General features: G+C 58.7%; 27 protein-coding genes and 1 pseudogene. 8 read left to right on the top strand and 20 right to left on the bottom strand.

The window, feature by feature from the left end; genetic code table 11:
- Positions 1-49: 49 nt before the first annotated feature.
- Complete coding sequence (locus NTD81_RS05825) at positions 50-835, bottom strand: MetQ/NlpA family ABC transporter substrate-binding protein (RefSeq protein WP_262180438.1); 786 nt, start codon at positions 833-835, stop codon at positions 50-52.
- Positions 836-1075: 240 nt separating this feature from the next.
- Here NTD81_RS05825 and NTD81_RS05820 point away from each other — a divergent pair, with 240 nt between their 5' ends.
- The 4 genes from NTD81_RS05820 to tcyN all read left to right on the top strand — a co-directional run bounded on the left by NTD81_RS05820 (position 1076) and on the right by tcyN (position 4434).
- Complete coding sequence (locus NTD81_RS05820) at positions 1076-2071, top strand: D-cysteine desulfhydrase (RefSeq protein WP_262180436.1); 996 nt, start codon at positions 1076-1078, stop codon at positions 2069-2071.
- A 112-nt stretch (positions 2072-2183) separates the two neighbouring features.
- Positions 2184-2984: a cystine ABC transporter substrate-binding protein gene (gene tcyJ, locus NTD81_RS05815; RefSeq protein WP_262180434.1), complete on the top strand. Its 801-nt coding sequence runs from the start codon at positions 2184-2186 to the stop codon at positions 2982-2984.
- Entirely contained in the window at positions 2981-3649 is a 669-nt protein-coding gene (gene tcyL, locus NTD81_RS05810) for a cystine ABC transporter permease (protein WP_262180432.1), read from the top strand. Before tcyJ ends, tcyL begins: the two co-directional genes overlap by 4 nt.
- A 29-nt stretch (positions 3650-3678) precedes the next feature.
- Positions 3679-4434, top strand: coding sequence for an L-cystine ABC transporter ATP-binding protein TcyN (gene tcyN / locus NTD81_RS05805; RefSeq protein ID WP_262182047.1), 756 nt, complete (start codon positions 3679-3681; stop codon positions 4432-4434).
- Positions 4435-4449: 15 nt separating this feature from the next.
- On the opposite strand, the pseudogene NTD81_RS05800 reads toward tcyN, so the two are convergent.
- Both NTD81_RS05800 and NTD81_RS05795 read right to left on the bottom strand, forming a co-directional pair.
- Positions 4450-4654: pseudogene (locus NTD81_RS05800) on the bottom strand (DUF2149 domain-containing protein); the annotation flags it as partial.
- A gap of 336 nt (positions 4655-4990) precedes the next feature.
- The gene (locus NTD81_RS05795) at positions 4991-6175 is read right to left on the bottom strand and encodes an MFS transporter (RefSeq protein ID WP_262180430.1); all 1185 of its coding nucleotides are present in this window, start codon (positions 6173-6175) and stop codon (positions 4991-4993) included.
- Positions 6176-6256: 81 nt separating this feature from the next.
- Here NTD81_RS05795 and NTD81_RS05790 point away from each other — a divergent pair, with 81 nt between their 5' ends.
- The gene (locus tag NTD81_RS05790; protein ID WP_262180428.1) at positions 6257-6742 is read left to right on the top strand and encodes a MarR family winged helix-turn-helix transcriptional regulator; all 486 of its coding nucleotides are present in this window, start codon (positions 6257-6259) and stop codon (positions 6740-6742) included.
- A 42-nt stretch (positions 6743-6784) separates the two neighbouring features.
- Here the strand turns inward: NTD81_RS05790 and NTD81_RS05785 are convergent, their stop codons facing one another.
- Positions 6785-7423, bottom strand: a complete 639-nt coding sequence (locus tag NTD81_RS05785) for a TetR/AcrR family transcriptional regulator (protein ID WP_262180426.1) — start codon at positions 7421-7423, stop codon at positions 6785-6787.
- Between the two features lie 75 nt (positions 7424-7498).
- On the opposite strand from NTD81_RS05785, the gene NTD81_RS05780 reads away from it, so the two are divergent.
- Positions 7499-8632, top strand: coding sequence for an aminotransferase class V-fold PLP-dependent enzyme (locus tag NTD81_RS05780; protein WP_262180424.1), 1134 nt, complete (start codon positions 7499-7501; stop codon positions 8630-8632).
- A 222-nt stretch (positions 8633-8854) separates the two neighbouring features.
- Here NTD81_RS05780 and NTD81_RS05775 read toward each other — a convergent pair whose 3' ends face one another.
- The 13 genes from NTD81_RS05775 to NTD81_RS05715 form a co-directional block, all read right to left on the bottom strand.
- Positions 8855-9643 (bottom strand): TatD family hydrolase, encoded by a 789-nt coding sequence (locus NTD81_RS05775; RefSeq protein WP_262180422.1) that lies wholly within the window; start codon positions 9641-9643, stop codon positions 8855-8857.
- Between the two features lie 57 nt (positions 9644-9700).
- Positions 9701-10057: a PilZ domain-containing protein gene (locus NTD81_RS05770; protein WP_262180420.1), complete on the bottom strand. Its 357-nt coding sequence runs from the start codon at positions 10055-10057 to the stop codon at positions 9701-9703.
- Between the two features lie 35 nt (positions 10058-10092).
- Positions 10093-11079, bottom strand: coding sequence for a DNA polymerase III subunit delta' (locus tag NTD81_RS05765; protein ID WP_262180418.1), 987 nt, complete (start codon positions 11077-11079; stop codon positions 10093-10095).
- Positions 11072-11704, bottom strand: coding sequence for a dTMP kinase (gene tmk, locus NTD81_RS05760; protein ID WP_262180416.1), 633 nt, complete (start codon positions 11702-11704; stop codon positions 11072-11074). Before tmk ends, NTD81_RS05765 begins: the two co-directional genes overlap by 8 nt.
- Positions 11705-11713: 9 nt before the next feature.
- Entirely contained in the window at positions 11714-12766 is a 1053-nt protein-coding gene (gene mltG / locus NTD81_RS05755) for an endolytic transglycosylase MltG (RefSeq protein ID WP_262180414.1), read from the bottom strand.
- 3 nt (positions 12767-12769) lie between these two features.
- On the bottom strand, positions 12770-13585 hold the full coding sequence (pabC, locus tag NTD81_RS05750; protein WP_262180412.1) for an aminodeoxychorismate lyase: 816 nt from the start codon (positions 13583-13585) through the stop codon (positions 12770-12772).
- Entirely contained in the window at positions 13585-14829 is a 1245-nt protein-coding gene (gene fabF / locus NTD81_RS05745) for a beta-ketoacyl-ACP synthase II (protein WP_262180410.1), read from the bottom strand. The genes pabC and fabF overlap by 1 nt, the downstream gene beginning before the upstream one ends.
- Positions 14830-14935: 106 nt before the next feature.
- Positions 14936-15169, bottom strand: a complete 234-nt coding sequence (acpP, locus tag NTD81_RS05740) for an acyl carrier protein (RefSeq protein ID WP_068826648.1) — start codon at positions 15167-15169, stop codon at positions 14936-14938.
- 194 nt (positions 15170-15363) lie between these two features.
- On the bottom strand, positions 15364-16107 hold the full coding sequence (gene fabG, locus NTD81_RS05735) for a 3-oxoacyl-ACP reductase FabG (RefSeq protein ID WP_262180406.1): 744 nt from the start codon (positions 16105-16107) through the stop codon (positions 15364-15366).
- Between the two features lie 13 nt (positions 16108-16120).
- Positions 16121-17059, bottom strand: a complete 939-nt coding sequence (fabD, locus tag NTD81_RS05730) for an ACP S-malonyltransferase (RefSeq protein ID WP_262180404.1) — start codon at positions 17057-17059, stop codon at positions 16121-16123.
- A 103-nt stretch (positions 17060-17162) separates the two neighbouring features.
- The gene (plsX, locus tag NTD81_RS05725; protein ID WP_262180402.1) at positions 17163-18173 is read right to left on the bottom strand and encodes a phosphate acyltransferase PlsX; all 1011 of its coding nucleotides are present in this window, start codon (positions 18171-18173) and stop codon (positions 17163-17165) included.
- 3 nt (positions 18174-18176) lie between these two features.
- Positions 18177-18359 (bottom strand): 50S ribosomal protein L32, encoded by a 183-nt coding sequence (gene rpmF, locus NTD81_RS05720; RefSeq protein WP_003245185.1) that lies wholly within the window; start codon positions 18357-18359, stop codon positions 18177-18179.
- 12 nt (positions 18360-18371) lie between these two features.
- Positions 18372-18899, bottom strand: a complete 528-nt coding sequence (locus tag NTD81_RS05715) for a YceD family protein (protein ID WP_262180399.1) — start codon at positions 18897-18899, stop codon at positions 18372-18374.
- A 117-nt stretch (positions 18900-19016) separates the two neighbouring features.
- Here NTD81_RS05715 and NTD81_RS05710 point away from each other — a divergent pair, with 117 nt between their 5' ends.
- A complete protein-coding gene (locus NTD81_RS05710; RefSeq protein ID WP_262180397.1) occupies positions 19017-19595 on the top strand; it encodes a Maf family protein in 579 nt (192 codons plus the stop codon).
- A gap of 49 nt (positions 19596-19644) precedes the next feature.
- Here the strand turns inward: NTD81_RS05710 and NTD81_RS05705 are convergent, their stop codons facing one another.
- The 3 genes from NTD81_RS05705 to rluC are packed head-to-tail and all read right to left on the bottom strand — an operon-like array spanning position 19645 to position 22271.
- Entirely contained in the window at positions 19645-20646 is a 1002-nt protein-coding gene (locus tag NTD81_RS05705; RefSeq protein WP_262180396.1) for a S49 family peptidase, read from the bottom strand.
- A gap of 10 nt (positions 20647-20656) precedes the next feature.
- Positions 20657-21325: an HAD-IA family hydrolase gene (locus tag NTD81_RS05700; RefSeq protein WP_262180393.1), complete on the bottom strand. Its 669-nt coding sequence runs from the start codon at positions 21323-21325 to the stop codon at positions 20657-20659.
- Complete coding sequence (gene rluC / locus NTD81_RS05695; RefSeq protein ID WP_262180391.1) at positions 21318-22271, bottom strand: 23S rRNA pseudouridine(955/2504/2580) synthase RluC; 954 nt, start codon at positions 22269-22271, stop codon at positions 21318-21320. The genes NTD81_RS05700 and rluC overlap by 8 nt, the downstream gene beginning before the upstream one ends.
- Before the next feature lie 585 nt (positions 22272-22856).
- On the opposite strand from rluC, the gene rne reads away from it, so the two are divergent.
- Positions 22857-25955: a ribonuclease E gene (rne, locus tag NTD81_RS05690; RefSeq protein ID WP_262180388.1), complete on the top strand. Its 3099-nt coding sequence runs from the start codon at positions 22857-22859 to the stop codon at positions 25953-25955.
- Positions 25956-26008 lie beyond the last annotated feature (53 nt).

Genomic DNA, 26008 nt, shown 5'->3' with positions numbered 1-26008 from the left:
GCAAGACTGCGGCCGTAGCCGCAGTGTCGTGGTGCGATAAAGCTGAAACTTAGAAAGCGGGAACCACTGCGCCGGAGTAGCGCTTGGTGATGAAGTCTTTAACTTGCTGGCTGGTCAGGGCATCAGCCAGCTTCTTAATCGCCGGGCTGTTTTGGTTGTCCGGACGGGCCACCAGGTAGTTCACGTAAGGCGAGTCGCCGCCTTCGATCAGCAGTGCGTCCTTGGCTGGGTTGAGCTTGGCTTCCAGAGCGTAGTTGGTGTTGATCAGGGCCAGGTCAACCTGGTCCAGCACACGCGGCAGGATAGCGGCATCCAGCTCCTTGAATTTGAATTGCTGCGGGTTCTCGGCGATGTCTTTCGGCGAGGAGATGGCATTGGTTGGGTCTTTCAACTTAATCAGGCCGGCCTTCTGCAACAGCAGCAGACCACGACCACCGTTGCTGCCTTCGTTAGCGATGGCGATAGTGGCGCCCTTCGGCAGCTCAGTGATGGTTTTGAATTTCTTCGAGTAGGCACCCAGCGGCTCCACATGCACGCCTTTAACGATGGTCAGGTGAGTGCCACGGCTGCTGTTAAAGGTGTCCAGGTACGGTTTGGTTTGGAAGTAGTTAGCATCCAGTTGCTTCTGCTCGACTTGCAGGTTGGGCTGCACATAGTCGGTGAAGACTTTGACTTCTAAGTCCACTCCTTCTTTGGCCAGTTGCGGTTTGATCAGCTCAAGAATCTCGGCATGGGGCACTGGGGTGGCCGCCACAACCAGTTTTTCTGCAGCCTGAGCCAGACCTGTAACGGCAAATGCAGCGGCCAGAGCGGTGAACAATAAAGTTTTTTTCATGTCGGAATGCCTCGAATAATGCCTAAGCTAAATGGATGCTGAAATTAGAAATTAAGTGCGCTCGGCCTGGGCTTACTGCCCTATTGGCTCGGTTGAAGGCGACACTACTGGGATTTTTTATTCCATTAAAATACTAAATAATTATTCTTATATAACCAATATTACTTTAATTTGCCGCACCTGCTCTATCTCGCCCCCTTTATTCACGGGCCTCGCCAACCACCAGCAGAAGAACCCACCATGCTCAGCCAAGCCATCACCCGTTTCCCCCGCCTTGCCTTGCTAAATGGCGCGACGCCTCTGGAGAAACTTGCGCGCCTGTCGCAGCATCTGGGCCGCGACGTGTGGGTTAAGCGCGATGACCTGACGCCACTGGCCTTGGGCGGCAACAAGCTGCGTAAGCTGGAGTTTTTGGCTGCCGATGCCTTGGCTCAGGGCGCCGACACCTTGGTTACGGCCGGGGCGATTCAGTCCAATCACGTGCGCCAAACCGCGGCCGTGGCTGCTCGCTTGGGGCTGGGCTGCGTGGCCCTGCTGGAAAACCCAATCGACACCCAAGCGCCCAATTACCTGCATAACGGCAATCGTCTATTACTGGATTTATTTGGCGCCGAGGTTGAAGCAGTGGCCAATCTCGATCAGGCCGACGCCCAACTTGCCGCCACCGCCGCGCGTTTGCGCAAGCTCGGTAAGCGCCCTTATGTAGTCCCCATTGGTGGCTCCAATGCCTTAGGCGCGCTGGGTTATGTCAACGCAGGCATAGAGTTGGCGCAGCAGATCGGCGCCTGCGGCGAAGACTTCGCCGCCATCGTCGTCGCATCCGGCAGCGCCGGTACCCATAGTGGCCTGGCCCTGGCATTGGCGCAGACATTGCCCGAGGTGCCACTGATTGGCGTGACCGTCTCGCGCCCCGATGCCAGCCAACGACCCAAGGTGGTCGGCTTATTGGAGCAAACCGCGCAACTGCTCGGTGTCGACGTACCAGCCAGTCTTCAGATTGAACTGTGGGATCAGTACTACGCGCCGCGCTATGGCGAACCGAACGAGCAAACCCTGGCGGCGATCCGCCTGCTGGCCAGCCAGGAAGGCTTGCTGCTGGATCCTGTCTATACCGGCAAAGCCTTTGCTGGCTTGCTGGCTGGTATTCAGCGCCAGGCCTTTAAAGACGGGCCCCTGCTGTTTGTGCATACCGGCGGCGCGCCAGCGCTTTTCGCCTACGCTCAAAGAGCAGACTGAACACCACTAACAATCAATAGAATTTATAAGTAAATAATTTTTTAGTCTTTTAACGAATAAAGAATCCTCACTAGAGTGAGGCCACTTTTGACTGCCGCTAAAGGTTATCGATATGGACATGACTCTCTTTCGCCGCCAATTCAAAGCCTTAGGTTTGGGCTTTGTGCTGTTTGCCGGGTTTGCCGCACACACTGCCAGCGCCGCTGACCTACTAGACCAAATAGAAAAAAACGGCGCCATCAAGATCGGTCTTGAAGGCACCTACCCACCCTTCAACTTCCAAGATGAAAACGGCAAGCTGAGCGGCTTTGAAGTCGAGTTCGCCGAGGCCGTGGCCAAGGAGCTGGGCGTTAAAGCGGTGTTCCAGCCAAGTAAATGGGACGGCATCCTCGCCGCACTGGAATCAGGCCGCCTCGACGTGGTGATCAACCAGGTGACCATTTCTGAAGAGCGTAAAAAGAAATTCGACTTCAGCACGCCATACACCATTTCCGGCATCCAAGTGCTGACCCGCAAGGGCCAAGAAGACCAGTTCCACAAACCTTCTGATCTGGCCGGGAAAAAAGTCGGTGTAGTGCTGGGCAGCAACTACCAGCAGTGGCTCAAGGACAACGTGCCCGAGGCGGATATCCGCAACTACGATGACGATGCCTCGCGTAACCAAGATGTACGCCTGGGCCGGGTGGATGCGATCCTCGGCGATCGTATAGCCGCCTTTGAACTGATCTCGAAAACCGGTGACACCTTGGCCCTCGCAGGCGAGCCCTTCGCCCCGCAACAAGCTGGCATCGCCCTGCGCAAAGGCAACCCCAAGCTGCTCGCGGCGTTGGATAAAGCCATCGCCAAGCTCAAAGCCGACGGCACCTTAAAAGCGATTTCCGAGAAGTGGTTTAAGGCTGACGTAAGCCAATGATCGATGTCAGTTTGCAGCTCGCACTGGACAGCGCGCCGTTTCTGCTGAAGGGCGCGCTGTACACCGTCGGCCTGAGTTTAGGCGGCATGTTTTTTGGCCTGCTCTTGGGTTTTTTGCTGGCCATCACCCGCCTCTATGGCATCGCTCCACTGCGCTGGCTGTCACGTATCTACGTGTCGTTTTTCCGTGGCACACCGCTGCTGGTGCAGCTGTTTATGATCTATTACGGTTTGCCGGAAGTGGGGTTGCAGTTGGACCCAATCCCCGCTGCGCTGCTCGGTTTATCGCTAAATATGGCCGCCTATGTGGCGGAGATTCTGCGCGCCGCCATCGCCTCGGTTGATCAGGGCCAATGGGAAGCCAGCGCCAGCATCGGCATGAGCAAAGTACAAACCCTGTACCGCACCATTCTGCCGCAAGCCGCGCGCACCGCCTTACCGCCCTTGGGCAACAGCTTTATCGCCCTGGTGAAAGACACCGCCATGGCCGCCACCATTCAGGTGCCGGAGCTGTTCCGCCAGGCGCAACTGATTACCGCGCGCACCTTTGAAATCTTCACCATGTACCTGGCCGCCGCGCTGCTCTATTGGTTGCTGGCCAGCATCCTGGCCCACCTGCAAAGCCGCTTGGAAGCGCGGGTCAATCGTCACGAGCAAGCCCTATGAGCAGTCCTGCCGCATCCTTAAACCAGCCGATGATCAGCGTGCGCGGCCTGACTAAATCCTTTTCCGGCCAAGCCGTGCTCAAGGGCATTGATCTGGATATCCAACCCGGCGAGGTGCTGGCCATTATCGGCCCCAGTGGCTCGGGCAAAACCACCTTGCTGCGCAGCCTAAACCTGCTGGAAACCCCAGACAGCGGCAGCATCCGCGTCGGTGATATCGAGATCAACGCGGCCAAACCGCTCAAGGCCCAGCAAGGTCTGATCCGCAAACTGCGCCAGCAGGTCAGCTTCGTATTCCAGAGCTTTAACCTATTCCCCCATCGCACAGCACTGGAGAACGTCATCGAAGGGCCTGTGGTGGTACAGAAGGAGCCCCGCGCCAGCGCCATCGAACGTGGCCGGGCACTGCTGGCCAAGGTCGGTTTGGCCGGTAAAGAAAATGCCTATCCAAAACGCTTATCCGGCGGCCAGCAACAACGCGTAGCCATTGCCCGGGCATTGGCCATGCAACCGCAGGTGATCTTGTTCGACGAACCCACTTCAGCGCTGGACCCGGAGCTAGTCGGCGAAGTGCTGGCGACCATCCGCGCCTTGGCCGAGGAGCAACGCACCCTAGTGATCGTCACCCACGAGATGAGTTTTGCCCGTGACGTGGCCAACCGGGCGATCTTTATCGACCAGGGCGTGATCGTCGAGCAAGGCCCAGCCAAAGAACTGTTCAGCGCCCCGCGCGAGGAACGCACCCGCCTGTTTTTGCGCAAGTTTATTGGCGATAGCTTGGCCTAAACCTATGCGCCCGCCTTACGCTCGGCGCACAGACTGGACTGAGGGCTGCGGGTTATCCGCAGCCTCAGCTTCTGGTACGTAGATCATCCGCCCCATCATTGAGCCCATAACCAATCCCGGCTTTACTGCCCTGCCCTTCGCCGATCTCGCCACTAGCTTGGTATTCGCGCTCCTCTCGACCCTTGATCTGCATGGGCAGATCCGCTTCGCCGGGGTCCTCAGTTTTCTGGGGATGACCTGCGCATTAAAACAATGCGCCTCCATCGCTACTGCTATTGCGCTCGGCCCCACATTAAGCAGATGAATGAATCGTTGCGAAACGTCGCGATCACCTATCAAGAGTCGTGGCGGGCAGAACCCAGAAACGTCTTTCTCGTTTAACCTTAAGCACGTCCGCAGTCCTAATCTGGTGCCCTCGCAAATTCGACCGCACTGGTCTTTGCGCTTGCGGCCAAAAACCACACCGATGACCACGCTGGCTCTGATGCAACCGCCACAAAGATAAGCAGTGATAATCCCCCTAAGCCCGCGTCCAGCTCAGTTGGGCCCTGGTCAGTTAGCTAAGGTCGAGTTTAGAACCTGGAGTAAAGCTGCGGGCCATTAGCAGCTGTACCGCAACCCCCGCCAGCATCAGCAGCCAGGCTAAGGTCAACGCGCTTAGTTGCTCACGGATAAACCCCGCCAGCAGGGGCATCAGACTGGCCAGCGCATAACCACCGCCCTGAACAAAGCTGAGCATGGCGCCCGCTTGCTGCGGGTGTTCGACATGGTCGAGGCTGACAATCAGGCTTAGCGGGAAAATCGCACCAATGCCTAAACCAATCAGCACCACCGCCACTAATGCCAAACTGTTGGGCGCCACAATCAGCGCCGCCAAGCCCAGCACTTGGGCCCCCAATGCGGCATACAGCAGCACGCGGCGATCCGGGCAGACGCTAATCAATAGCGACACCAGAATGCCCGCCGTCACTTCCATCAGCGTCAACAAACCCAGCAGCAAACCACTTTGCGCTGCACTCCACCCCAGTTGCGTGTAAAACGGCGGCAGCCAGGCCAGCATCAGGGTGTAGGCGCCAGTACCGATGGCAAAAAACAGCATCAGCATCCAGGCCCGACCCTGCTTAAGCGGTAATGACACATGCACGCTGTTGCGCTGGCGCTGCAGCCCACGCCCGGCCTGCGCCCACAGCACAACCGCGAACAAGGCCGGCAGCGCCCAAAAGGCCAGAGCGAAGTTCCACTGCGTCCTCGCAGCTAACGGTGCCACGCTGGCTGCAGCCATGGCAGCGCCGGACATAATCGCCGTGCTGTAAATCCCCATGACCAAACTGGCGCGACTGGCGAAGCGGCGTTTGATAAAGCTCGGCAGCAGGGTTTGCACCAGGGCAATGCCCAGCCCGCCCAACGCCGCGCTGGCGATCAGACTGGCGCTGTCTTGCAGCCACCAACGTGCGGCGCAAGCTAGGCCGATGATCGCCACGCCCAGCAGCACTAGGCTGTATTCCCCCCACCAGCGCTGCAGCCAAACCCCAGCCAAAGCACACAGGCCCATGGCCAAAACCGGCAAGGTGGTGAGCAAACCAGCGCGGCTGCTGTCCATGGCCGTGGCTTGTTGGATCATGTCCAATAAAGGCCCGACACTGGCTAGAATCGGCCGCAAGTTCAGGCCTAGGAGAATGATCGCCAACAGCACCAGCCAATCGGCATGGGCAGCTTTCTGGGAGGCCATAGGGGCGTGCATGCACAATTCCTTCTGCTGAGTTAATTTAAGGCGGATTATCTCTAGGTAAAGTATCTTAATATCAATATAAGTGATCAGACAATGACCGATCGTGCTGAAAATGCGGTAAATCAATGGGCGCAGGAAAAACCGCAATTGCCGGGCCTGCCTATGTTGCTGGTGGGGCGTCTGGGCGAAGTGGTGAACGTGATCAGCCACACCCACCTCAATCCGCTGTTTAATCGCTTCGGTTTGCAGCCTGGAGAGTTTGACGTGCTGGCTACCCTGCGCCGCTCAGGACAGCCCTATGCGCTGACGCCGACGGCGCTGTACGAAGCGACCATGGTGTCTTCGGGCGGCATGACTAACCGTATTGACCGGCTGGAGAAAGATGGCTGGGTTGAACGTCAGAAAAACCCTCACGACCGCCGGGGCACTTTGGTCTACCTGACCGCCGCCGGGCTTGCCCTGATCGATGAGTTGATTGAGTTACATGTGGCCAATGAGCAACAGATGCTGGCCGCGCTCAGTGAGCAGGAGCAGGAGCAACTCAGCCAATTGCTGGCCAAGTTGCTGGCATCGCTATAAGAGCCCTTGCTCGCGGCTTAACCCAAGGCTGTGCCGCGCCGGTTAACTGGCCGGAGTATCGCCTTCGCGTTTGCGCTTGTTACCCATGCGCACGCCGATATCCATGAGGAACTGGAAGAAACCTTCCTGATCCTCCAGCACATTGCTCCAGAACGGCGAGTGGTACAGCGCCACGGCGCCATGAACCAAGGCCCAAGCCGCGCAGAAGTGGAAGTACGGCGGCACGTCTTCCAGCTTGCCTTCGCTGATGCGGCCTTTGATCAGTTGCGTCAGGCGATCAAAGTTGGAGGCACGGATCTTGTGCAACTGCTCGACCATTTCTGGCACTTGGTTGCCCTTCACCACTTTTTCTTCCAGGCGGTCGAATAAGCGATAGCGCTGCGGATCACGCATGCGGAATTCAAAATAGGCGCGCGACAGCGCCTCTTTGTCGCGGTCGACATCGGCCGAGTGCAGCAGCTGGTTCAAATCGCGCTCGTAATCGAGCATCAGGCGCAGGTAGACCTCCGCCTTGGACTTGAAGTGCTTATAGATGGTGCCTTTACCGATACCGACGGTATCGGCAATCATCTCCACCGTTACGCTGTCCTCCCCCTGCTCCAGGAAGAGCTTTAGTGCTGTGTCGAGAATTTCCTGCTCGCGACGGCGAAACTCGCGGACCTTGCGGGGTTCTTTATGCATAAAAGGACTACAGAGTCGAAAAATGAAGCAGCCTATTATGCCTAACTAACGACAAATTGCACGGATCATCCACCTATGTACGCTGTTCAAGACGAGTTTCCCCTTTTACCCGGCCTGCGCTACCTCAACCACGCAGCCGTCGCCCCTTGGCCGCAGCGCTCAGTACAAGCGCTGCAGCGCTTCGCCGTGGAGAACGCGCAGGTCGGTGCGCGCGATTACAGCAACTGGCTGCAGATGGAGCGCGGCCTGCGCCAACGCTTGCAGCGCCTGCTCAACGCGCCCTCACACAAAGACATCGCGCTGGTGAAAAACACCTCGCAAGCCCTCTCCTATGTGGCCTTTGGCCTGGATTGGCGCGCCGGCGATCAAATCATCATCAGCGATGAAGAATTCCCCTCCAACCGTATCGTCTGGGAGGCCCTGGCGCCGCAAGGCGTGGAAGTGATCAAAGTCAATCTGCATGGCGGCGATGCTGAAGGTGCCCTGCTCGCCGCCTGCGGGCCACGCACACGCCTGATGGCGATCAGCGCGGTGCAGTTTGCCAGCGGCCTGCGCCTAGACCTGCCGCGTTTGGGTCAAGGCTGTGACGCCCGTGGCGTGCTGCTGTGCGTCGATGCCATCCAGCAGCTCGGTGCCTTAGCGTTTGATGTGCAAAGCTGCAATTGCGCCTTTGCCATGGCCGACGGTCACAAATGGATGCTCGGCCCTGAGGGGTTAGGCGTGTTCTATTGCCGCAGCGACCTGCGCCCACAGCTCAAGCTGCACGAATACGGCTGGCACATGCTGGAGAACGCCAGCGACTTCAGCCGCAGCGAGTGGCAGCCGGCCGACAGTGCCCGACGTTTTGAGTGCGGCAGCCCGAATATGCTCGGTGCGGTGGCGCTGGATGCTAGCCTGTCGCTGCTCGAAGAAGTCGGCATGGCGCAGGTTGAGCAAGCCGTGCATGAGCGTGTGCAGTGGCTGTTGGATGGCATCCAGCGACTACCCGGCGCGCGTATCCATAGCGCCACGGAGGAGCAACGGCGTAGCGGCATTCTGACCTTTAGCCTGGATGGCTGGCAGCACGCCGAGCTGTTCGAGGCATTGAAGCAGGAGCAGATCATCTGCGTGCAACGGGGCCCCGGCATTCGTTTTTCGCCACACTTTTACACCCCGCAAGGGATTATTGAGCAAAGCTTGGCGGTGCTACACCAGTTAGCCACAGGCTGAGCAATCAGCACGGCTCGGAGTATTCCAAATTTGTTTAACGGTTAGGGGAAACGGGCTGGACGTTCGGCAATCTTCGCCAATACTGAAGCTTACTGGTGCGCGGCGTAACCCCCAAGCGCCCCTCCAGACAAGGCGATACCGACCAATTGCCTTGTTTTGCTCCAAATGGTCTTGACCCGGACTCCTCCCCCCAGAGTCCGGGTTTTTTTTGCCTGCGCCTAACTAAAGCGCTTTAACTCGCGCCAAGGGGAACAAGCGCTGGAAGTTGGCGCTGGTCTGCTCGGCCAGTTGCTCGTAGCTAACGCCGCGCAGCAGCGCCAGGTACTCGGCCACATCGCGCACGTACTCCGGCAGGTTGGGCTTACCCCGGTGCGGAATCGGCGCCAGATAGGGTGAATCCGTCTCCACCAGCAGACGATCCGCCGGCACCTGCTTGGCCACTTCGCGCAACGCCTCGGCATTGCGGAAGGTGACGATCCCCGACAGCGAGATATAAAAGCCCAGATCCAACGCCGCCTTGGCCATGGCCCAGTCTTCGGTGAAGCAGTGCAACACACCAGCCTGGGGCAAGGCCGCCTCACGCAATAGTTGCAGGGTATCGGCCCGGGCCTCGCGGGTATGTACGATCACCGGCTTGCCAGTGATTTGCGCCGCCTGCAGGTGCAAGCGGAAGGCCTCTTGCTGCAGCTCAGCTGCCTCGGGCTCGTAGTGATAATCCAGCCCAGTCTCGCCGATGGCCACCACGTTGGGGTGATCCAACTCTGCCAGCAACCAATCCAGCGCTGGCGCGGCGCCGGGGGCTAAGTCCAGCGGATGGACGCCCACCGAGCAGTCGACATCCGCGTAACGCTCGGCGATGCCTTTGACGGCGGCGGCGTTATCGGCGCTCACGCCAATGCACAGAAAATGGCCAACGCCGCGCTCGCGGGCAGCCTGCAGCGCCTCATCCAGGGAGCCGTTACGGGCGCTCAGGTCGAGGCGATCAAGGTGACAGTGGGAATCAACCAGCATGTTTAACAATCACTTAACAAGCGCGACGGCAGGCGCCGCGTAAATCGAGGGACCACACTACATGGTGTGGGTGGGACGGTCCGAGGTTAGCGCGCCGGCCAGATAGGTTTCAATCTTGTTGCGGGCGCTGTTGTCGCCATCGTTGAACTGTACGCCGACACCCGCGGCGCGGTTGCCTTGCGCGCCTTTAGGGGTGATCCACACCACCTTGCCGGCCACCGGAATTTTCTCCGGCTCTTCCATCAGGTTGAGCAACATAAAGACTTCGTCGCCGAGCTTGTAACTTTTGTTGGTCGGAATAAACAGCCCACCGTTTTTGATAAACGGCATATAGGCCGCATAGAGCACGGATTTGTCCTTGATGGTGAGGGACAAGATTCCGTTACGCGGGCCTAAATTAGGAGGCAAACTCATGCGGCATTCCTAGTCTTATTCTCAGGACACCGATTCTAGCCCGCACTAGGCAGGCTTGCCCACTGCACCAACAGGGCTTCGAGAAGCAGCACACGGTTAAGGTTAGCCTTACCGAGGACTTTCTGCCGCTGTGCCAACAACCAGTCCTGAATCTCCAGAACCTTGCTCTGCCCGGCCTTATCCGCCAGATACTGCACGACCTTGCGCATATCCTCAGGGCCTAGCCCTGCTTCATCGCGCGTCAGCTGATAGCGCAGCATCAACTGCGACCACTGACAGAACCAGTCAAACAGCAGTTGCAGCGACAGGGGATTCCAGCTCTCCGCCAGCTGGCTGGGGGCAATCTGGCCCTTGAGCAGCTTCTTCACCCCGTCTACCACTTGCGCCCGCTGAGCGATCACACCCTGCTCGTGCATCTGCACCGCAGTTAAGGGCGAGCCGGCGGCCAGTGCAAGCAACTCCTGCAGCTCGGCCTCAGGACTAGTGGGCAGCGTTTGCCGCAACCAGGCCAGACTATCGGCCGCACTGGGTAGCGGGCAGGCTTGTTGCACGCAACGGCTCTTCACCGTGGGCAATAAGCGGCTGGGTTGGTGGCTGATCAGCAACAACACCGTATTGCCAGAGGGTTCTTCCAAACTTTTCAGCAATGCGTTGGAGGCGTTGATGTTCATCGCCTCCACGGGTTCGATCAGCACCACTTTGCGCCCGGCCAACTGGGCGGTCTGCACCACAAAGCTGACGAGGTCACGGACCTGATCGACCCGGATGGCCTTATCGGCCTCTTCCGGCTCCAGCACGTAGTTATCCGGATGGCTGCCAGCGGCCAGCAAATGACACGACTTGCACTCACCGCAGGCGGCTAAGCCTTGCGGACGCTGGCACAGCAGCAAGGCCATCAGCCGCTCGGCCAGGGCACGCTTGCCGATCCCGGCCGGGCCATGCAGCAAGTACGCATGGGCATGCTGACTGCGGCCCGCTAGCTGCTGCCACAACGCCGCTTGCCAGGGGTAGGCCTCAGCCACGGTGCAACTCCACAATCTGCGGCAGCAGTTGGGCAATCTGCTCTTGCACCGCCGTCAGCGACTGTGCGGCGTCGACGATGCGGTAGCGCTCAGGCTGCGCCGCAGCGCGGTTGAGATAGGCATGCCTTACCGCGTTAAAGAAGTCCAAGCCCTCTTGTTCAAAGCGATCCAAGCGGCCCCGCTCTGCCGCGCGGGCCAGGCCCACCTCCACCGGCAGATCAAACACCAGGGTCAGGTCCGGACGCAGGTCCGCCTGCACAAACTGCTCAAGCTGGGCAATACGCTCTTGGCTCAGGCCGCGTCCACCGCCCTGATAGGCATAGGTGGCATCGGTAAAGCGATCACACAGCACCACGCTGCCGCTGGCCAAGGCTGGGCGGATCACTTGGGCCAGATGCTGGGCGCGGGCGGCAAACACCAACAGCAGCTCGGTGTCGGCAGCCATCTGCTCGTCACTAGGAGCCAACAGCAGTTCACGGATGCGTTCGGCCAATGGCGTGCCACCGGGCTCACGGGTCAAGACCACCGTAATACCCTGCGCGCGCAGACGCTCGGCCAGGTACTCACGGTTGGTGCTCTTGCCCGCGCCTTCCGGACCTTCCAAGGTGATAAACAAACCGCTCACAAGCTGTCCTTACTGTTGATTGGGCGACGCCGCTGCCGGACTAGAACGGTAATCGGCGCGCCGCTTAAGCTGATACTCACGCACGGCGCGATTATGTTGCTCGAGGCTAGCGGAAAATACATGGCTACCGTCGCCACGGGCAACGAAATATAGGCTGTTGCCGGCCTGCGGATTGAGCGCGGCGTGAATCGCTTCACGGCCGACCAAGGCAATCGGCGTCGGCGGCATGCCGTCAATGGTGTAGGTGTTATAAGGCGTTGGTTCACGCAAATCGGCGCGGGTGATCTTGCCGTTGTAGCGTTCACCCATGCCATAAATCACCGTCGGGTCAGTTTGCAGGCGCATGCCGATGGCCAAACGCCGGACAAACACCCCAGCAATTTGCGTCCGCTCTGTCGGTACCCCGGTTTCTTTTTCGATCATCGACGCCATGATCAGCGCGTCGTAAGGCTCTTTATACGGCAAGTCGCTGGCACGCTGCGCCCACTCTTCTTCGAGCACCTGTTCAAGGCGCGCATGGGCCTTTTTCAGCAACTGCTCATCACTATTGCCGCGCACATAGTGATAGGTATCGGGAAAGAAGCGCCCTTCCGGGTTGAGTCCTTCGAGCCCCAACTGCTTCATCAACTGCTCATCGCTGAGCTGGCCTAGTTTCTGCTCCAAACGCGTTTGCTTAGCCAAGGCGGCGCGCACCTGGCGGAAATTCCAGCCCTCGACCAGCGTCAGGCTGTACTGCACCACCTCGCCCTTGCGCCATAACTCAAGCATGTCAGTGGCAGTCTGGCCCGGGAGCAGGCGATATTCACCACTGTGCAGCGGCTGTGTAGGCAGGTTGAAGCGCCAGTACAGGCGCAGCCAAAAAGCGTTGGCAACGATGCCGTCACTTTCCAGACGATTAAGCACACCGCCCGGCGTGGCGCCGACCGGCACATCCAGCAGGTATTCGTGGTCGAGTTTCAGTGGTTGCTGCAACGCTTCGCGTTGTTGCCAAAAGGCCAAGCCAAACAGCAGGCCCAGCAGAATAACAGCAGCTTCAAGCAGCAACAGGAGTTGGCGCATCACTAATCAGCAGTCCAATAAATCGCGGGCAATGGCTTGCAGTTTACGGGTCAGCGGGCCGACCGGCCAGCTGCGCTGTTCTAATGCCCGCACTGGCCATACGCCGTAGAGGCTATTACACAGCAACACTTCATCGGCGCTGAGCAACTCAGCCAGACTGATGTCCCGCACCTGGCAGTGGATGCCGAGGGCAGCAGCCTGCTCCAGCAGCTCGGCACGCATCACCCCTGCGACGCCACAACGGGACAAATCAGCAGTGATCAACACACCATTACTGACCAGCAGCAAGTTGCTGTACACGCCTTCGATGACCCGCTCGCTGGTATCCAGCATCAGGCCCTCGGCATGCTCAGTGTCTTGCCACTCCGCGCGCGCTAACACTTGCTCTAGGCGATTGAGGTGCTTTAGGCCAGCCAATAGCGGCTGCTGCGCCAAACGCGTGGCACAGGGATACAGACGCACCCCACGTTCAGCGTACTCAAGCGGATAGTGCGGCTTAGCTGCGGCTTGCAGGATCAAACGTGCTTGCGTCGGCTGCGGCAGTGCATAGCCGCGCTGACCATCGCCACGGGTGACGATCAGCTTGCATACGCCGTCGCCCAACTGCCGGCTATAAGCCAACACCTGCTCGCGGATATGGCCCAAGTCCACCGGCAAGTGCAAACGCCGACAACCTTCGTCTAAACGCACCAAATGGCGAGTCAGCAGCACAGGACTGCGCGCCGTAACGGCGATGGTTTCAAACAAACCATCGCCGTAGGCCAAGCCACGATCTTTTATCGATAACTGCTCAGCCGGACGACCATCAATCCAGTCGTGCATCAACCCTGATACCGGCGCAGCACCAACGAACCGTTGGTTCCGCCAAAGCCGAAGGAGTTGGACAGCACTACGTCGATGGGCATGGCCTTGGCCTGATGCGGCACAAAGTCCAGATCACAACCTTCGTCTGGATTATCCAGGTTGATGGTCGGTGGCGCCACTTGATCACGCAGGGCGAGGATGCTGAAGATCGCTTCCACGGCGCCTGCTGCACCAAGCAGGTGGCCGGTCATCGACTTAGTCGAGCTGACAGCCAGTTTGTAAGCATGCTCGCCAAACACCGACTTAATCGCAGCCACTTCGGCTTTGTCGCCCGCCGAAGTCGAGGTGCCATGGGCGTTGATGTACTGCACCTGCTCAGGGTTGACCCCAGCATCACGCAGCGCATTACGCATGCAACGCGCCGCCCCGGCGCCATCTTCCGGCGGCGAAGTCATGTGGTACGCATCACCACTCATGCCAAAGCCAATCAGCTCAGCATGGATCGTGGCGCCACGGGCTTTGGCGTGTTCCAGCTCTTCCAGCACCAGCGCACCGGCGCCATCGGACAAGACAAAGCCATCCCGCTCGACGTCCCACGGACGGCTAGCGCGGGCTGGCTCATCGTTACGCGTGGACAGCGCCCGCGCCGCACCGAAACCGCCCATCCCCAGGCCACAAGCCGCCATCTCGGCGCCGCCGGCAATCATCACATCGGCTTCGCCGTAGGCAATGTTGCGCGCCGCCATGCCAATGCTATGGGTGCCAGTGGTACAGGCCGTGGCGATGGCATAGTTAGGCCCTTGCAGACCCAAGTGGATCGACAGGAAGCCAGAAATCATATTGATGATCGAACCCGGCACGAAGAACGGCGAAATCCGCCGTGGGCCTTGTTCGAACAGCGAGCGGCAGTTGTTCTCAATGTTGGTCAGGCCACCAATGCCCGCCCCCATCGCCACACCGATACGCTCTCGGTTGGCATCGGTAATTTCCAGGCCGCTCTCACGCACTGCCTGAAAACTTGCAGCCAGGCCGTACTGGATAAACAGGTCCAGTTTGCGCGCCTCTTTGGCTGACAAATATTCTTCAACGTTGAAGCCCTTGACCGCTCCACCAAATCGGGTGGAAAAGGCGCTCAGGTCCATGTGCTCCAGGGTGGCAATGCCACTGCGCCCAGCCAAAATGCCCTGCCAGCTACTTGGCACATCGTTACCTAGCGGCGACAGCATGCCCATACCGGTAACTACGACGCGTCTACGCGACACAGCAATCTCCTCTTATAGTTTTCCACGCATGGAATACACCTAAAGAAAAGCCGCATACCCGATTAAGGCATGCGGCTTTTCCGAGTCGGGACTCGATGAATACGTCTTACGCGTGAGCGGTAACGTAGTCGATCGCTTCCTGAACGGTGGTGATCTTCTCAGCTTGCTCGTCCGGGATCTCGGTCTCGAATTCTTCTTCGAGAGCCATCACCAGCTCAACGGTGTCAAGAGAGTCGGCACCCAGGTCTTCGACGAAGGAAGCGCTGTTGGTTACTTCGTCTTCTTTGACGCCAAGTTGCTCAGCAACGATTTTCTTGACGCGTTCTTCGATGGTGCTCATACCGTGTTTTCACTCCTATTGGACAAATCCAGGCAGCTGGTCTGCGGCCAAGTGTATAGAAAGGGTTTTTAGCATTTCAAGCACAATGCCCGGATAGCCCTTAAACGCTGCAACGATCTGTCTATAACCAGTCGATTCTTTATAACGGATTTTAGACAGCCCTTATGACAGTTTTTTAAAGCTATCCGTCACATTTAGCTCATATACATCCCGCCGTTCACAGGGATAGTAGCGCCTGTAACGTAAGCTGCGCCATCAGAAGCGAGGAAAGACACCACTTTTGCGATCTCTTCGGCTTGCCCCAGACGACCCAACGGAATCTGTGTTTGCAGCGCTTGACGCTGTGCTTCAGGCAGCTCGCGGGTCATATCGGTGTCGATAAAGCCCGGTGCAACCGAGTTCACGGTGATCGACCGCGAACCCACTTCACGGGCCAGAGCACGGCTGAAACCTTCCAGACCGGCTTTGGCAGATGCGTAGTTTACTTGGCCAGCGTTGCCCATGGCACCCACAACTGAACCAATGCTGATAATTCGTCCCCAGCGCGCCTTGGTCATGCCGCGCAGCACGCCTTTGCTCAGGCGGTAGAGGCTGTTGAGGTTGGTGTCGATGACATCGAACCACTCCTCATCCTTCATGCGCAGCATCAGGTTGTCGCGGGTGATACCGGCGTTGTTGACCAGAATCGCCGGCGCACCGAATTGCTCAGTGATGCTCGCCAGAACAGCGCTCACCGACTCATCGCTGGTCACGTTCAGCTCCAGGCCAGTGCCTTGGATGCCATTGTCTTTCAGGGTTTGCGCGATACGCTCAGCGCCGCCAGCGGAAGTGGCAGTACCGACCACGATGGCGCCCTGACGGCCCAGCTCCAGGGCAATTGCCTGGCCAATGCCACGGCTCGCGCCAGTGACCAATGCAACTTTACCTTGCAGGCTCATACCTTCTCCTCAATCAGACCAGGGCTGCGTTAGCAGCCGCAAAAGCGTCCGGGGTATCCAAATTATGGGTGTTGATGCCTTTGACGCAGCGCTTATTCAGACCGCTGAGCACCTTGCCTGGGCCGCATTCGACCAGATCGGTAACGCCTTGTTCAGACAAGCGGACAATCGACTCAACCCAACGCACGGGGCTGTACAGCTGCGCCAGCAGGTCGCGCTTCAGCGTCTCCAGATCAGTCACCACGCTGGCGCTGACGTTTTGCACCAAAGCGATTTGCGGCGCTTGCCAATCAATAGCCGCAACGGCCTCAGCAAAACGCTCGGCCGCCGGGCGCATCAGCGCGCAGTGCGACGGCACGCTGACCGGCAGTGCCATGGCACGTTTAGCGCCACGGGCTTTACAGGCTTCGATGGCGCGTTCCACGGCGGCGGCGCCACCGGCAATCACCACCTGACCTGGGGCGTTGAAGTTGACCGCACTGACCACTTCACCTTGCGCCGCTTCAGCGCAGGCAGCCAGTACGTCAGCGTCTTCCAAACCAAGAATCGCCGCCATGCCGCCTTGACCAGCCGGCACCGCTTGCTGCATCAGCTGACCCCGGTGCTCGACCAATTTAGCCGCGGCCGCCAAGGACAGGCTGCCCGCCGCGACCAGAGCCGAGTACTCACCCAGGCTATGGCCGGCAACAAAAGCCGGACGCGCCGCGCTTTCAGCCTGCCAGGCGCGCCACAGGGCGACCGAGGCAGTGAGGATCGCCGGCTGGGTTTTGTCGGTTTGATTGAGTTGCTCTTCCGGGCCCTGCTGGGTCAATGCCCAGAGGTCGTAGCCGAGGGCTTCAGAGGCCTCAGCAAAGGTGTCAATAATCAGCGGTCGCTGTGCACCGTGCTCGGCGAGCATGGTCAGGGATTGCGAACCCTGACCGGGAAAGACGAATGCGAGAGAGGCGGACATGAAAACCTTTTCCTATTAATTCATGGGCGTCGGTGGCGTACGCCACAGGACATCAAGCGCAGCAAACTGACAGTTGGATGACTAGCTCGCGCCTGCGGTCACATTACAGCAGGTGCTCCCCCAGGCGACTGTGCAGGCGTTGCGGCAAATTCTCTTCAATTTCACGCAGTGCATGGCCTATCGCACTTTTAAAACCTTCATGCCCCGCCGAGCCGTGGCTCTTCACCACAATCCCCTGCAAACCAAGAAAACTCGCGCCATTGTGCTGCGCCGGGGCCAACTCAGTACGCAGACGACGCAACAGCGGCATGGCCAGCAAACCGACTAAGCGCGCCCACCAGCTGGCGTTAAATAAAGCCTGCAAGCGCGTGCTGATCATGGCGGCCAAGCCCTCGCTGGACTTGAGCAAAATATTGCCGACAAAACCATCGCACACCACCACATCAGCCTCACCACGGTACAAGCCATCGCCTTCAATAAAGCCGATGTAGTTGAGCCCTGGGGTTTGCTGCAGCAGGCTGGCAGCCAGCTTAACCTGCTGGTTGCCCTTGATCTCCTCGGTGCCGACGTTCAGTAGCGCCACCCGCGGCCGGGGCTTGCCCTGCACTTCGGCCGCCACCGAGCCCATCACCGCAAATTGCTGCAAATGCTCGGCGTCGCAATCTACGTTGGCGCCCAGATCGAGCACATGGCAAAACCCCTGCTGGGTCGGAATCGCCGTGACCATGGCCGGCCGATCGATGCCGGGCAAGGTCTTCAAGATATGCCGCGACAAGGCCATCAAGGCGCCGGTATTACCGGCACTGACACAGGCCTGAGCCTGGCCGTTGCGCAACAGCTCAAGACTCACGCGCATGGAGGAATCAGGCTTACCCCGTAACGCTTGGGCAGGCCGCTCATTCATCCCAATCACCTCACCGGCTTCGACAACACGCAGGCGTGCGCGATCGACACCAGGTTGGCGGGCAATCAGAGATTCAATAAGGGAGGACTGGCCAACGAGGACCAAGTGCAACGAGGGGTATTCAGCCAAGCAGGCAATGCTGGCTGGAACAATGCAGTGGGGACCGAAGTCCCCACCCATTGCATCTATCGCGATGATCGGAGCGGACAAGGATTACTCGTCAGCGCCCTTGTCGATCACTTTGCGACCACGGTAAACGCCTTCTGGCGATACGTGGTGACGCAGATGAACTTCACCGGTGCTCTTCTCAACCGACAGAGTGCTGGCTTCAAGAGCATCGTGGGAACGACGCATGTCGCGGGCGGAACGGGATTTTTTGTTCTGCTGAACAGCCATACTAATTAACTCCTAAACGTTTGGGTCACGCTTTAACTGCGCCAATACACTGAACGGGTTGGACCGCGTCACCTCGTCCTCGCTCGGCTCGGGCTCATCAAGGCCGGCCGGCTGCTGGCAATCTTTAGGGTCATGAGCCGGGACGATGGGCAAAGCGAGCAGCAACTCATCTTCAACCAACGCCAGCAGATCCAATGGGTCTTCACCCAACTCAATCACGTCATAGCCCTGCGGCACTGACTGGGTATTACCACCCTCCTTCACCACAGCGTAATCACAGCTACTGTGGATCGGCAAGGTGACCAGCTCCAGACAACGCTGGCAAACCATTTTTACATCAACCTCAAGCTCGCTATGGAAAACCACAGCATTGCGCTCATCACGCTCGAAAGAGAACTTCGTGCGGACTACGCCGTGGTCATCGGCGAGTGAGCTGCAGAGACGCTCTAAAGTAGCGAGTTGCAGCTCACCATCTAAGGTGGTGCTGCGATCAGCTAATTTACGCGGATCAACGTGAGGTGGAATCGGGCTATTTGACATAGGCGGCGCATTCTAGGGATGCAACCTGCTGCTGTCAAAGGGTATTCCTTATGGGCAGCACCCTTGCTCGAGGATAAAATCACCAATCTTCATTCACTTAGCCTAAGGAATACCGCCATGCTGCCTCTGGTACTGGCCTCCAGCTCACCGTATCGGCGCGAACTCCTGACCCGCCTGCGCGTACCGTTTATCTGGAGCTCCCCACAGATTGACGAAAGCCGCCGCCCCAACGAAAGCGCACCAGACCTAGTGCGCCGCCTGTCGATCGAAAAAGCCCAGGCCCTGCGCGACAGCCACCCCGCCCACCTGATCATTGGCTCCGATCAGGTTGCCGTGCTCGGCGAACAGATCCTCGGCAAGCCCCACACCTTGGAACGCGCCTGCGAGCAATTACTGGCCGCCAGCGGCAAAAGCGTGACCTTCCTCACCGGCTTAAGCCTATTTAATAGCGCCAGCGGTGAACTGCAAACCGACTGCATTCCTTTTACCGTACATTTTCGCTCTTTAAGCGAAGCGCAGATCATGCGCTACCTCAATGCCGAACAACCCTTTGACTGCGCCGGCAGTTTTAAAGCCGAAGGTTTAGGCATCAGCTTGTTTCGCAGCACCGAAGGCAGCGACAGCACCAGCCTGATCGGCCTACCGCTGATTCGCCTGGTCGACATGCTGCAGCACAGCGAGATCGCTGTCCCATAAACGACAAACCCGGGCCAAGACCCGGGTTTGCAACAACAGCGGGCGAAGCTTAGCGCAGCGCCGGCCCCTGGAAGCCCATCCACATGGCAGCGTGCTCAGCCATGCTCGCACCAATGGTTTTGGCGAAACGATCAAAGGGCGACTCTTGCAGAGTGAAGTCGACCATCTCTTTCTCACCAATGATTTCCCGCGCCACATAGCTGGCATTACCCAGACCATCGATCAAGCCCAGCTTCAGCGCTTGCTCGCCGGACCACACCAACCCCGAGAACAGCTCAGGATGCTCGGCATCTTTTAGGCGATCGCCACGCCCCTGCTTGACGCTGGCGATGAATTGCTTGTGCGTGGTATCCAGCACACCCTGCCAAAATTCAGTCTCTTCCTGCTTTTGCGGCTGGAACGGATCAAGGAAGGCCTTGTGCTCACCCGAGGTATAGACGCGGCGATCAACACCGAACTTCTCCATGGTGCCGACAAAACCAAAGGTGGTCGCAGTCACACCGATGGAGCCGACCAAACTGGCCTTATCGGCATAGATCTGATCCGCGGCACTGGCGATGTAATAAGCACCCGAGGCACCCAGATCGCTGATTACGGCATACAGTTTGGTTTGCGGGTATTCAGCGCGCAGACGACGAATCTCGTCATATATATAGCCGGATTGCACCGGGCTGCCGCCTGGGCTGTTGATGCGCAGGATCACGCCTTTGGTGCCGGCATCCTCGAAAGCATCACGCAGACTGCTGATGATATTGTCGGCGCTGGCCGACTCCTTATCGGCAATCATGCCGTTCACATCAATCAGCGCGGTATGAGCACCACTGGTGGCCGCCGCCTTTTTCAGCCCCAGACCGGGGACAAACAGAATCAGCGCCGTGATCAAATAGGCAAAGGTCAACAGCTTAAAGAAAATCCCCCAGCGCCGAGCGCGACGCTGCTCCTGCACACCAGCCAGGAGGGTTTTCTCCAGCAACTTCCAGCTCTTGCTGTCTTCAGTTGCGCCACCCCGTGCAGGCTTCTCTGCTGCCGATGCATCCCATTCATCCGCCATGCCAAACCCCTTAGTTAAACTTTCGCTGAACCTGCGCCAGCCAATCGGCCAACTGCGCAATATGATCGATCACCAACTTAGGCGAGCACGCCTGTAAATCCGCTACCGACTGCGCGCCATAGCTCACCGCCACGCTATCCATCCCCGCACGCTGCGCCATCAGCAGGTCGAACGAGGCATCGCCAACCATCAAGGCCTGCTCCGGTGCGACCTTAAGGGCCGCCAGAATCTCGTGCAACATCAGCGGATCGGGCTTACTGGCCGTTTCGTCAGCGCAGCGCGTCTGATCGAAGAACTCTAACCAGTCACAACCGGCCAATGCCCGCTGCAAACCACGACGGCGCTTACCGGTGGCCACCGCCAAGCGATAACCCTGCTGTTTGAAGCCGTGCAGGGTTTCGACCACACCGTCATACAGCGGCGACGGCTGCTGATCCAACTGCACGTAATGCTCGCCATAAGCGCTGCGCGTCACCTCGACCTGATGCTCATCGAGCTGCGGCCAAAGCACCCGCACTGCCTCAGGCAACGCCAAACCAATAATGTTGCGTACTTGCTCATCCGTGCACGGTGGCAGTTCACACTGCTGTGCGGCGCGGTGCATGGCCAGCACGATGCGATCAATCGAATCACACAGCGTGCCGTCCCAATCAAAAATCAGCAGATGATAATCACGCACTCAAACGCTCCACGGTGCGCGCCCAAATTTCATCGACTGGCGCTTCAAGCTTCAACACACCGCCCTCAGGCAGCGGTACATGCAACTCATAGGCGTGCAGAAACAGACGCTTGCCGCCCAAATCGCGAATTTCTTTAGTGAAGTCGTCGTCGCCGTATTTGCTGTCACCGGCAATGCAGTGCCCAGCAAACTGGCTGTGTACACGGATCTGATGGGTGCGCCCGGTGACAGGTTTGGCCTCCACCAGCGTGGCGAACTCACCAAAGCGGCGCAGCACACGAAACACGGTCAGTGCCTCTTTACCCTCAGGATTGACCTCCACCATGCGCTCGCCAGAACGCAGATTGCTCTTCAATAGCGGAGCGCTGACTTGCTTCTTGGCCGTTGGCCAATGTCCGCGCACCAACGCCATATAGCGTTTATCCACGCCATCACCGCGCAGGGCTTCATGCAAATGACGCAGCATGCTGCGCTTCTTGGCGATCATCAGCAGGCCCGAGGTATCACGATCGAGACGATGCACCAGCTCGAGGTCTTTGGCCTCTGGACGCAATTGGCGAAAAGCTTCGATCACCCCGTAATTAAGGCCACTGCCACCATGCACGGCAATGCCAGAAGGCTTGTTAATCACGATCAGCGCTTTGTCTTCATAGACAATCGACGCTTCCAGGCGCTGTAACAAGCCCTGAGCTAACGGCTCCGGCTCGTCCCGGTCAGCCAGGCGCAGCGGCGGTACACGGACAATATCGCCAGCTTGCAGCTTATATTCAGGTTTGATCCGACCTTTATTAACGCGCACTTCGCCTTTACGCAAAATGCGATAAATCAAAGTCTTGGGCACGCCTTTAAGTTGGGTGCGGAGAAAGTTATCAATGCGCTGGCCGGCAAGTTCCGGCGCAACCTCTAGCAACTGAACGCCAGTGGTTGGAGAAGAAGAAGTAGTCATCGCTCAATCATAACAATTTTTTATGGAATTGAAGCACTTAATCATTGCTGCTATAGTCGGGGACGCCGCCAAAAGCGGCCTGGTCTGACGATGATCGCTAAAACTGCCATCGCAAACCAACGCAACCCATTTAGGACGCGAGGCCGTCCGACGGGTTATTCAAATAAAAAGGCCTGCACGGCTGTGAATAATTCGGAAATAAAGCCTTTAGCCAAGATGCGCAGCCGATCCCTGCGGACAGCTGCGGTAATAGATAACCCGCTGCGGATTTTGCGAGCGGCACCCGAATTTCAGCGATACGTGTAGGGTGGAGATGTACAACTGTTGGACTGCGTAGCAACTCGCTTTAGTAAGACGCCTTATCTCGTCCGCTACCAACAGGCTGATTCCTCCTCCTGAATTGTGTGCTTACTGTGATCACAGCAAGCAGGAGACGTCCGTCGCGGCCCAGCACCTATGGCTGCTGCCGCTAGACACTGGAACGCTTTACGACCGTTCCTGACGCACCTAGCACCGACCCTGAAGTCGTGTGTGCCGAACGCCGCTTCCGCTAGCACCGGAAACCGACGGTACTACATGAAAAGAATGCTGATTAACGCGACTCAGCCCGAAGAGTTGCGTGTCGCCCTGGTAGATGGGCAAAAACTCTATGACCTGGATATCGAGTCCGGCGCCCGTGAGCAAAAAAAGTCGAACATCTACAAAGGTCGCATCACCCGCGTTGAGCCTAGCCTTGAAGCCGCTTTCGTTGATTTCGGCTCCGAACGCCACGGCTTCCTACCTCTTAAAGAAATCTCCCGCGAATACTTCAGCAAGGCTCCAGAAGGCCGCGTCAATATCAAAGACGTGCTGCGTGAAGGCCAGGAAGTTATCGTTCAGGTCGAGAAAGAAGAGCGCGGCAACAAAGGCGCTGCCCTGACCACCTTTATTAGCCTGGCTGGCCGTTATTTGGTGCTGATGCCCAATAACCCACGCGCTGGCGGTATCTCCCGGCGCATCGAAGGCGAAGAGCGTAACGAGCTGCGTGAAGCCCTCAACGGCCTGGTCGCCCCTAGCGACATGGGTTTGATCGTACGCACCGCCGGCCTGGGCCGTAGCAGCCAAGAAATGCAGTGGGACCTCGATTACCTGCTGCAACTGTGGACCGCCATTAAAGAAGCCTCGCAAGACCGCGCTGCGCCGTTCCTGATCTATCAGGAAAGCAACGTGATCATCCGTGCGATCCGCGACTACCTGCGTCAAGACATCGGTGAAGTGCTGATCGACAGCATCGAAGCGCAGCAAGAAGCCCTGAGCTTTATCAATCAGGTGATGCCGCAGTACGCCAGCAAGATCAAGCTGTACGAAGACAGCGTGCCGCTGTTCAACCGTTTCCAGATCGAAAGCCAGATCGAAACCGCCTTCCAGCGTGAAGTGAAACTGCCTTCCGGTGGCTCGATTGTGATCGACCCGACCGAAGCGCTGGTCTCCATCGACATCAACTCGGCGCGCGCCACCAAAGGCAGCGACATCGAAGAGACTGCCCTGCAGACCAACCTCGAAGCGGCCGAAGAAATCGCCCGCCAACTGCGCCTGCGCGACATCGGCGGCCTGATCGTGATCGACTTTATCGACATGACCCCGGCGAAGAACCAACGCGCCGTGGAAGACCGCGTGCGTGAGTGCCTGGAAGCCGACCGGGCGCGCGTGCAAGTCGGGCGCATCTCGCGCTTCGGCCTGCTGGAAATGTCCCGTCAGCGTCTGCGCCCTTCCCTGGGTGAAAGCAGCGGCATCGTTTGCCCACGCTGCAACGGCCAAGGCATCATCCGTGACGTCGAGTCGCTGTCGCTGGCCATTCTGCGCCTGATCGAAGAAGAAGCGCTGAAAGACCGCACCGCTGAAGTCCGCGCCCAAGTGCCGATCCCAGTCGCCGCATTCCTGCTCAACGAAAAACGCAACTCGATCACCAAGATCGAACTGCGCACCCGTGCGCGTATCGTCATCATCCCTAACGACCACCTGGAAACTCCGCACTTCGAAGTCCAGCGCATTCGTGATGACAGCCCTGAAGCGCAAGCGACCCAATCCAGCTATGAAATGGCTGCGGTTGAGCACGAAGAAGAAAAACCGACTGCCGCCACCCGCACCCTGGTGCGCCAAGAGGCCGCGATTAAAACCGCACCGCAGCGCAGCGCGCCGACCCCAAGCGAAGCCGCTCCTGCTGCCCAAGCCCAGCCAGCACCTAGCGCGGAGCCAAGCCTGTTTAAAGGCCTGGTGAAGTCTCTGGTGAGCCTGTTTGCCGGCAAGGAAGAAGAAAAGCCTGCGGTCATCGAGAAAAAATCCAGCGACCGTCCGCAGCGCGAAGAGCGCCGCAATGGCCGTCAGCAGAACCGCAACCGTGGTTCGCGCAACGATGAGCGTAAGCCCCGTGAAGAACGCGCCCCTCGCGAAGAGCGGGCACCGCGTGAAGAACGTGCGCCACGCGAAGATCGCGCCCCCCGGGAAGAGCGCCAGAGCCGCGCGCCACGTGAAGAGCGGGCACCGCGAGAAGAACGCGCTCCGCGCGAAGATCGCAGCACCCGCGACGCAGTAGAAGTTCGCGAGCCGCAAGAGCTGCGTCAGTCGCGTCCGCCGCGTGAGCGCAAGCCGCGTGAAGAACGTCAGCCGCGTGAACTGCGTGAGCCATTGGATGCGGTCAGCACTGACAACCAGGACGAAGCCCAGGAAGCCCGCCCACAACGCGAGCCGCGTCAGCCACGCCAGCCCCGTGAAGAGCGTCAGCCACGCCCTGAACAAGCCGGCGCCAGTGCTGAAGAAGAACTGCTGAACAGCGAAGAAGCGGGCAATGACGACGAGCAGGACAGCCAAGAAGGCGGCGAGCGTCCACGTCGTCGCTCCCGCGGTCAGCGTCGTCGCAGCAATCGTCGCGAGCGTCAGAACGATGCCAACGGCAATCCGATTGAAGGCAGCGAAGAAGGCACTGGCGAAGCTGCACCGGCGGTGGCCGCTGCGGCAGTCGCCGTGCTTGCCGAGCAAGCCCTAAGCAGCCCAGAAGACAACTCTGCGGCTAGCGAAGTCAGCGCAGCACCTGTCAGCGCCAGCGCTGAGAGCGTGACTGATGTCAGCGTTGACGCAAGCACAGCCTCAGCTGAAATCAGCCCGGCAGTCGTGGAACCAGTAGTCGCTGCCCCTGCTGAAGCCGTGGTCGAGACCGCTGTGCAGGAAGTTAGCCCAGTTGTCGCTGAAGCACCCGCTGCCGTTGAAGTGCCTGCTCCAGCAGAACCTGTAGCCGTAGCTGCGGTGGAAGCTGAAGTGGTCGAAGCGGCACAACCTGCTCGTGAAGAAGCATCGTTCAGCGAAGCCGCTCCAGCGCCGCAAGCCAGCCCAGTGCAGGAAGCAGCAGAAGCAGAAGCCACAGTGGCCGTGATCGAAGCGGCACCTGTGGTGGCTGAACCAGAGCCTGCCGAGGCTCCTGCCGCAGCGAGCGAGCCCGCTGTAGCCCTGAGCAGCAATGGCCGCGCGCCGAACGACCCGCGTGAAGTACGTCGCCGTCGCCTGGAGGCCGAAGCCGCCGCTAAGGCTGCTGCGGCACAAGCCGAAGCCGCTCCTGCGCCAGTTGCAGAAGCGCCAGCGCTGGTTGAGCCTGAGCAGGTAGCAGCAGACGAAAGCCCAGCCGAATCAGACGAGAACAAACCCTCGGTCTAAGGCTGACGCTGAATAAAAAGCCCCGCTTGGTTTAGCCAAGCGGGGCTTTTTTA

It is taken from the genome of Pseudomonas sp. 5P_3.1_Bac2 (assembly GCF_025465995.1).
Classification (GTDB): Bacteria; Pseudomonadota; Gammaproteobacteria; order Pseudomonadales; family Pseudomonadaceae; genus Aquipseudomonas.
Note: the sequence above shows the minus strand (reverse complement) of the source record. Positions and strands in the feature narration are given on the sequence as shown.

Coding starts and splice junctions, on each gene's coding strand:
- NTD81_RS05780 (WP_262180424.1), top strand. CDS start 7,499: ATGTACGCTGTTCAAGACGAGTTTCCCCTTTTACCCGGCCTGCGCTAC.
- NTD81_RS05715 (WP_262180399.1), bottom strand. CDS start 18,899: ATGTCAAATAGCCCGATTCCACCTCACGTTGATCCGCGTAAATTAGCT.
- NTD81_RS05710 (WP_262180397.1), top strand. CDS start 19,017: ATGCTGCCTCTGGTACTGGCCTCCAGCTCACCGTATCGGCGCGAACTC.
- NTD81_RS05770 (WP_262180420.1), bottom strand. CDS start 10,057: ATGAGTTTGCCTCCTAATTTAGGCCCGCGTAACGGAATCTTGTCCCTC.
- NTD81_RS05820 (WP_262180436.1), top strand. CDS start 1,076: ATGCTCAGCCAAGCCATCACCCGTTTCCCCCGCCTTGCCTTGCTAAAT.
- tcyJ (WP_262180434.1), top strand. CDS start 2,184: ATGGACATGACTCTCTTTCGCCGCCAATTCAAAGCCTTAGGTTTGGGC.
- NTD81_RS05795 (WP_262180430.1), bottom strand. CDS start 6,175: ATGCACGCCCCTATGGCCTCCCAGAAAGCTGCCCATGCCGATTGGCTG.
- rne (WP_262180388.1), top strand. CDS start 22,857: ATGCTGATTAACGCGACTCAGCCCGAAGAGTTGCGTGTCGCCCTGGTA.
- NTD81_RS05785 (WP_262180426.1), bottom strand. CDS start 7,423: ATGCATAAAGAACCCCGCAAGGTCCGCGAGTTTCGCCGTCGCGAGCAG.
- tcyL (WP_262180432.1), top strand. CDS start 2,981: ATGATCGATGTCAGTTTGCAGCTCGCACTGGACAGCGCGCCGTTTCTG.
- rpmF (WP_003245185.1), bottom strand. CDS start 18,359: ATGGCTGTTCAGCAGAACAAAAAATCCCGTTCCGCCCGCGACATGCGT.
- rluC (WP_262180391.1), bottom strand. CDS start 22,271: ATGACTACTTCTTCTTCTCCAACCACTGGCGTTCAGTTGCTAGAGGTT.
- acpP (WP_068826648.1), bottom strand. CDS start 15,169: ATGAGCACCATCGAAGAACGCGTCAAGAAAATCGTTGCTGAGCAACTT.
- pabC (WP_262180412.1), bottom strand. CDS start 13,585: ATGCACGACTGGATTGATGGTCGTCCGGCTGAGCAGTTATCGATAAAA.
- fabD (WP_262180404.1), bottom strand. CDS start 17,059: ATGTCCGCCTCTCTCGCATTCGTCTTTCCCGGTCAGGGTTCGCAATCC.
- tcyN (WP_262182047.1), top strand. CDS start 3,679: ATGATCAGCGTGCGCGGCCTGACTAAATCCTTTTCCGGCCAAGCCGTG.
- fabG (WP_262180406.1), bottom strand. CDS start 16,107: ATGAGCCTGCAAGGTAAAGTTGCATTGGTCACTGGCGCGAGCCGTGGC.
- NTD81_RS05775 (WP_262180422.1), bottom strand. CDS start 9,643: ATGCTGGTTGATTCCCACTGTCACCTTGATCGCCTCGACCTGAGCGCC.
- NTD81_RS05705 (WP_262180396.1), bottom strand. CDS start 20,646: ATGGCGGATGAATGGGATGCATCGGCAGCAGAGAAGCCTGCACGGGGT.
- NTD81_RS05790 (WP_262180428.1), top strand. CDS start 6,257: ATGACCGATCGTGCTGAAAATGCGGTAAATCAATGGGCGCAGGAAAAA.
- NTD81_RS05825 (WP_262180438.1), bottom strand. CDS start 835: ATGAAAAAAACTTTATTGTTCACCGCTCTGGCCGCTGCATTTGCCGTT.